This window comes from Georgenia daeguensis (assembly GCF_039537705.1).
GTDB lineage: Bacteria > Actinomycetota > Actinomycetes > Actinomycetales > Actinomycetaceae > Georgenia > Georgenia daeguensis.
Genome location: NZ_BAABBA010000052.1, coordinates 1 through 5,371 on the forward strand (window position 1 = coordinate 1; position 5,371 = coordinate 5,371).

Annotated in this window: 6 protein-coding genes; 5 read left to right on the top strand and 1 reads right to left on the bottom strand. The window is 63.3% G+C overall.

Going from position 1 to position 5,371, the window contains the following annotated elements; genetic code table 11:
• The first annotated feature begins 984 nt into the window (after nucleotides 1-984).
• On the top strand, nucleotides 985-1,941 hold the full coding sequence (locus ABD774_RS21105) for a DNA cytosine methyltransferase (protein WP_345045634.1): 957 nt from the start codon (nucleotides 985-987) through the stop codon (nucleotides 1,939-1,941).
• Nucleotides 1,938-2,801, top strand: coding sequence for an NgoMIV family type II restriction endonuclease (locus tag ABD774_RS21110; RefSeq protein WP_345045636.1), 864 nt, complete (start codon nucleotides 1,938-1,940; stop codon nucleotides 2,799-2,801). Before ABD774_RS21105 ends, ABD774_RS21110 begins: the two co-directional genes overlap by 4 nt.
• Here ABD774_RS21110 and ABD774_RS21115 read toward each other — a convergent pair.
• Entirely contained in the window at nucleotides 2,798-3,253 is a 456-nt protein-coding gene (locus ABD774_RS21115) for a very short patch repair endonuclease (protein WP_345045639.1), read from the bottom strand. The two genes, ABD774_RS21110 and ABD774_RS21115, sit on opposite strands and share 4 nt — an antisense overlap.
• 157 nt (nucleotides 3,254-3,410) lie before the next feature.
• Between ABD774_RS21115 and ABD774_RS21120 the strand changes: the two genes are divergently transcribed.
• Genes ABD774_RS21120 through ABD774_RS21130 form a run of 3 tightly spaced genes read left to right on the top strand, consistent with a single transcriptional unit; the run spans nucleotide 3,411 to nucleotide 5,075 of the window.
• Complete coding sequence (locus ABD774_RS21120) at nucleotides 3,411-3,782, top strand: TIR domain-containing protein (protein WP_345045642.1); 372 nt, start codon at nucleotides 3,411-3,413, stop codon at nucleotides 3,780-3,782.
• A 10-nt stretch (nucleotides 3,783-3,792) separates the two neighbouring features.
• Nucleotides 3,793-4,779 carry a caspase family protein gene (locus ABD774_RS21125; protein ID WP_345045644.1) on the top strand — a complete coding sequence of 329 codons (987 nt, stop codon included), beginning with the start codon at nucleotides 3,793-3,795 and terminating at the stop codon, nucleotides 4,777-4,779.
• A complete protein-coding gene (locus ABD774_RS21130; protein WP_345045647.1) occupies nucleotides 4,779-5,075 on the top strand; it encodes a hypothetical protein in 297 nt (98 codons plus the stop codon). The genes ABD774_RS21125 and ABD774_RS21130 overlap by 1 nt, the downstream gene beginning before the upstream one ends.
• Nucleotides 5,076-5,371 lie beyond the last annotated feature (296 nt).

Genomic DNA, 5,371 nt, shown 5'->3' on the forward strand with positions numbered 1-5,371 from the left:
TTCGAGGGAAGCAGCGGCTCGATCCGCTCCCACTGCTCATCCGTGAACACCCGATACCGCGAACCCGTCGACCTCACCCGACCAGACTGCCGCGAGCCTCACTCAACATATGGGAGACACGCCCTAGAGCCCCTCCCGTAGCCGCTCAGCGACCGCCGCCCGTTCCGACTCGCTGAGCCTGCGCACCCTGTCATAAACGAGGTCGAGCGGAGACCTTTGCCGACGTCCGGTCTCAAGCCACGAAAGTAGGGCGCTCCGGTCCTTGGCGCCGAGGCGACGTACAGAAGCCATCACCGCGGCCGATGTCTCAGGATCTGGGATTACATCTCCAGAGGGTTCATTGCACCGGGCGCATTCCGTCTGCAGGTTGTCGGGTCCAGCGTCAGCCAGACGAGCACCTGCCTGGCGGTGGCCGATGGTCATCCGGGCATACGAGTCCGGATCCTCTGGATACGGCTCGCCTGCGCCAACCCCACAGACGACACAGCGGTTGCCGTCGCGATCGAGTACCTGACGCCGCACTCCGGCAGAGACCCCATCCGGTTGCCGCCGCTCGCCGAGCCACGTACGCGCGCCCTTCTCGACCAGAAGGTAGGAGTCCGTGGGCTGACCCTGACGATCCTTGTACGAGTCGAACCGCCAGCCGTGCTTGCGGAGCTGACGTAGCCGCCGGTTGAGGTGTTCGGCGTCCTCGGGCTGCATCCCCTCTCCGAGTGCCTCACGAAGCTCGCGCATGCTGAAGGAATCCCCCAGATCCTTCTGGAACCAGAGGTAGGCAGCAGCCCGGTGCTGACCTCCCATCACGTGATTCCGCCCTGGCCAAGTCCGCGGCTTCCACCAGGGTCTTCCATCGGGAGCAATCGCACTGTCAGAGGGAGGAGGAAGGCTTGACACAGGGACATCATGCCGACGCCGCACGGCCCGGCCTACCAGATCGCCCACCGACGCCCGGATAGGCTCAGGCCCGAGCCAGGAGGAACACCATTGCTGACGTCTGTCGAAATTTGCACCGGAGCCGGTGGCCAGGCCCTCGGCCTCGAGCAGGCCGGGTTCAAGCACCTGGCTGCAGTCGAGCTCGATCACCACGCGTGTAACACCTTGCGGGCTAACAGGCCGGAATGGAACGTCATCGAGCAGGACCTCCTGACGTGGGATCCGGCTGGCTACGAAGGTGTGGACCTGCTCGCTGGCGGGGTGCCGTGCCCCCCGTTCTCGAAGGCAGGACGGCAACTCGGAGCCAGCGACGAGCGGGACCTGTTCCCACGTGCCATCGAGCTGGTGGACGCGCTGCGGCCCAAGGCGGTGATGCTCGAGAACGTCAGGGGTCTTCTGGACCTGGTGTTTCAGACCTACCGTTCCGAGGTGGAGCAGCAGCTTAAGGACCTCGGTTACAGGCCCGACTGGCACCTTCTCAACGCCTCAGACTTCGGAGTCCCGCAGCTCCGCCCACGTGTCGTATTCGTGGCGATCCGCGAGGACGTCGGGCGCCCGTTCGAGTGGCCAACACCCAGCAGTGACCCTGCCCCTACCGTTGGCGAGGCGCTGGGAGACCTCATGGCCGCTAATGGCTGGGAAGGAGCCGAGGAGTGGGCAGCGCGAGCCAACACCATCGCGCCGACCCTCGTTGGCGGCTCGAAGAAGCACGGCGGGCCCGACCTTGGCCCCACCCGCGCCCGCCGCGCATGGGAAGCCCTCGGCGTCAACGGCAAGACCCTTGCCGAGGAAGCACCGGAGCCCGGTTTCAAGGGCATGCCACGGCTCACCGTCAGGATGGCTGCACGCATCCAGGGGTTCCCCGATGATTGGGAGATCACGGGCCGGAAGACCAACGCCTACCGGCAGGTCGGCAATGCCTTCCCGCCGCCGGTCGCTAGAGCTGTTGGAGAGCAGATCAAGACCACTCTGCTCGGCGCGAAGAGCGGCCTCCAGGTCGTCGCGTGACGGCGCTGCTCAGCGCTGCCCGACGGGCCTTCCACCAGCGGCTTGTTGCTGACAGCACCCTGTCCCTCTCAACGGACGGCGTGGCGTCCAATGCCGACAGCAACCAGAAGACCAGCATGTCGATCGCGCTGCGGATGGCGCACGAGTTGGGCGCACTAGAAGTAGCCAGGAAGCTAGACGGACAACGGGCAGGGAAGCTGTTCGAACAGGCCGTGCAGGAGTTCCTCGGCAGCACGTTCCCCCGACTCGGGACGATCCGCCCGGGCAACTGGAGGATCGAGAACGTGGGCGGCTCACGAGCTGAGTACCAGATCGCCCGCTACGAGCCATACACGCACCTCGACGACCTCGCCTCGGCCATCCGGCACAACCCGATGCTCGCTTCGGTACTCGGAAACTCCTACGAGATCAGTCCAGATGTGCTCATCCTGCGTGAGCCCGAGCCCGATGACGTGATCAACCGGAACGGCCCCATCGTCGACGACGACACTGCAGGCCTTGCTGTCATCCGGAAGGCAAATCAGGAGCGGGCAATCGTCCACGCCATCGTGTCGTGCAAATGGACGCTACGGTCCGACAGAGCCCAAAACGCCCGTTCGGAAGCGCTGAACATGATCCGAAACCGCAAGGGCCGGACCCCCCACATCGTGGTCGTTACGGCCGAACCCACCCCATCCCGGCTTGCCTCGCTCGCTCTCGGCACCGGAGACCTCGACACCGTCTACCACTTCGCCCTACCCGAACTGACGAGAGCTGTATTGGCCAGCGACAACGACGAGGCGGTATCGATGCTCAACATCTTGATCAGCGGCAAGCGCCTGCGCGACATCAGCGACCTGCCTCTTGACCTAGCCGTCTAGCTAGGCGGACGGGGGTGGACGTCGGCGTTCAGTGGCCTGCCAGCTTCACGCAGCGCAGCCAACACCTTGGCTGTGCACCCCGGTAGATCGTCCCGGACCTCTGTGTCCCACACCCTGATAACGCGCCAGCCCCGCTCCGACAAGGCCTTGTCGGCTTCGCGGTCACGGCGAATGTTGCGCTCGATCTTCTCCCGCCAGTATTCAGATGCGGCTCGCTCGGGGCTCCAGTGGTCAGGATGACCATGCCAGAACACCCCGTCGACGAAGACCGCCACCTTCCACCGCATGAACGCCACGTCCGGGGACCCCGGAAGGTCTTTGCGATGCAGCCGATACCCGGAAACTCCGGCGTGTCGGAGGGCTGCCCGCAGGGCGAGCTCAGGTTTGGTGTCCTTCCCTCGTATCGCTGCCATGTTTCGTGCCCTGCCCTCCTTGCTGAGGTGGTCAGCCACTGGATACACCTCCTATCTGTATGGCTTCGTCGATGAGGATCGCACGGGAGCGCTACAAGCCTCTATGTCGGTGCCGGTCAGTAGACTCCTTGACAGTGACCTGGAACACAGGGTCCGCGACGGGCGCAAGCCGCACGACCACACATGGAGGGCCGTCATGGCAGACACTAAGACGATTTTTATCGCGTTTGCGATCGAGGACGAGCGTCAACGCGACTTGCTAAAGGGCCAGTCCCTCAGTCCGCGCGCGCCCTATGAATTCATCGACATGTCGGTGAAGGAGCCCTACGACTCTGGATGGAAAGAGAAGGTGCGCACGCGAATTCGCCGCTCTCACGGGGTCATTGTCCTTGTTAGTAAGAACTCACTGTCCTCGTCAGGTCAGAAATGGGAAATCGAGTGTGCCAAAGAGGAGGGACGACCCATACGCGGCATCTGGGCGTACTCCGACGACCGCACCGACTTGGCGGGGGTAAGCACGTACGTGTGGAGCGACAAGAACATCAGCGACTTCATCGACTCTCTGTGAGCGCGTCGAGATGAGGAAGGCTCTCGTCGTTGGTATTGACCACTACGAGCACATCAACTGTCTTAATGGAGCGGTCAACGACGCCACCAATGTCCGAGACGTGCTAGAGCGCAACGCAGATGGCTCCGTTAACTTTGTCACGCCGCAGTTGCTCGCGGCTGTCGATCCCAGTAGTGCCGTCTCTCGCCGTGAACTTAAGGACGCCGTTCTCGACCTATTTGCTGGTGAGGCCGAGATCGCGCTGTTCTATTTCTCTGGCCACGGCTACATCGAGGACACTGGGGGCGGATTCTTGTGCGCAAGTGACTGTCGGGACGGCGATGACGGGCTCTCGCTCGCGGAGCTGATTGCTGCGGCAGACCGCTCCAAGGCGCAGAACAAGGTCATCATCCTCGACAGTTGCCACAGTGGCGTGGCCGGAAGTACCGCCAGCCACGACGTCGCCCTGGTCTCGGACGGCATGACGATCCTGACGGCGTCGACCGCCGAGCAGTACGCCATGGAGTCCGGGGGATCTGGTGTCTTCACGGACCTGTTGGTCGACGCCCTCGAAGGTGGTGCGGCGAACCTTCTGGGGGCAGTCACCCCAGGCAGCGTGTATGCCCACATAGACCAGTCACTCGGCCCTTGGAAGCAGCGCCCCGTTTTCAAGACGAACGTAAAGAAGTTTGTTTCTCTTCGCACCGCTACGGCGGCGGTCCAACTTGCAGACCTCCAACAGCTCGCGGTGTTGTTCGCGGCACCTGACGCACAGTTTCCACTCGACCCCAGCTACGAGCCCCTACGGACAGGGGCCGAAGACGGGTCTGTGCCACCGCCGGATCCGATCAACACCACTCGGTTCGGACTCCTCCAGCGGCTCCAGTCGGTCGGATTGGTCCGCCCAGTAGGCGCCAGCCGTCCCCACATGTGGGATGCAGCGATGGAGAGCAAGGGATGTGAGCTTACGGCGCTGGGCCGACACTACTGGCGCCTCGCGAAGGAGCGACTCCTCTGATGACTTCACGTTCTAGCATCCGTGCCATTCTTGAGTCCGATGCCCTTCTCGAACGCCTCGCCGCTGTCGAGCACGAGCGCTGGGCGCATTGGCAGCGATACGTGCACGAGCAGTGCCTCCTCGCTGAGGATGGCTCCCTGGTCATTCCGCGGGATCTGGTCGAGCGTTGGTCCACGCAGATAGCCACTCCGTACGCAGATTTATCTGAGGAGGAGCAGGAGAGTGACCGCGACCAGGTGCGTCGGTACCTGCCGCTGATCGTCAAGGCCGTCACAGGTGGCGAGGCACCAGAGTAGGCGTCATCGGCTGTGCCTTTGGTTCGCAGGGGGGCAGCGAACTCCCAGTGTAAGCGTAATGAGGTGCGCTGCAGAGGGTCCGATCGCCCTATGTGTGCGCGCCCTCTTCCGCGGTTCTGTGCCCGCCCGGCGGTGGCCGGAAACGATCATTTATGAGACGGCGCACCGAGTGTGAATGTCCGAAGTCGTCTGCACAGGTGACCTGCACGTTCGAGGCAGTGTGCACAGAAGTTTGATCGCCCGGCGTGTCCGTACCCGTGTGCACGATCGGCTTGTTATTCCATAGTGCTGTGCAC